At 54.0% G+C, this 733-nt stretch carries 1 protein-coding gene and 1 pseudogene; both read left to right on the top strand.

Features of this window, described 5'->3' with window-relative positions; all coding sequences use genetic code 11:
* A pseudogene (locus BG74_RS18470) lies at window positions 1-468 on the top strand (PfkB family carbohydrate kinase); the annotation flags it as partial.
* A 12-nt stretch (window positions 469-480) separates the two neighbouring features.
* Window positions 481-612 (top strand): hypothetical protein, encoded by a 132-nt coding sequence (locus BG74_RS21225; protein WP_501037428.1) that lies wholly within the window; start codon window positions 481-483, stop codon window positions 610-612.
* The last annotated feature ends 121 nt before the right edge of the window (window positions 613-733 follow it).

Here is a 733-nt window from a genome sequence, read left to right as displayed (position 1 = left end):
AAGCCATTGCCCATGCATTATTTTCGACAGAAGCCGAGAAGAGCTGGTGGCCGGGCTGAAAGCATCTCTTTAGCTGGTGAAACCTAACCGTCGGGAATTGTAAATCTAGGCCAGGCCACCCATTGCCGGCGCTAAGTGATGTTGTCGAGGTCGCTCATGCCCTGCGCGAATAGGGAATAGCCCATGTAGTCATCTCGCTCGGTGTCGAAGGGGTGCTATGGGTAAACGCTTCCGTCGCCTGGCTAGCCAAACTGCCGGCCTGCGAAGTGATCAGTATTGTCGGCGCCGGTGATTCGATTGTGGGAGGCTTGATTTATGGCCTGCTGATGCGCTAATCAAGCGAGTATGCCCTTCATCTGGAGACGGTTGTATCGGCGCTGGCAGTCAGCCAAAGCAATGTGGACGTGACCGACCGTTCACAACTGGCAGCCATGATGGTCCCGTGTCGATTTGAAACCCTTTAATTAAGCAGGAGTGAGGATGAAAACACTTCTGATTCTGGATAGTATATTAGGCCAAGCCCCCAGCTATCTATTGCGGACAGTGTTGGCTGATGCAGAGGGGAAAGTGGGCTGTAGCTCGTTAACGACGACGCGGAACTGCGAGTACTAGTGGTAAAAGAGCTGACGATACAATGCTAGCGGCAAGACCGCTTTCCAGGGAATAGTAGAGGATGCCGCTGCCGACCGTGACGCCTTTTTGCAGCGAGCCCGCACGCAGGCGACGTGCTTTA

This window comes from Sodalis-like endosymbiont of Proechinophthirus fluctus, from assembly GCF_001602625.1.
Lineage (GTDB): Bacteria > Pseudomonadota > Gammaproteobacteria > Enterobacterales > Enterobacteriaceae.
This window is presented reverse-complemented; position numbering and strand designations above follow the sequence as displayed.

Bases quoted from the DNA above. Each gene is read 5' to 3' on its own strand.
- BG74_RS21225 (WP_501037428.1), top strand. From the start codon at position 481: ATGAAAACACTTCTGATTCTGGATAGTATATTAGGCCAAGCCCCCAGC.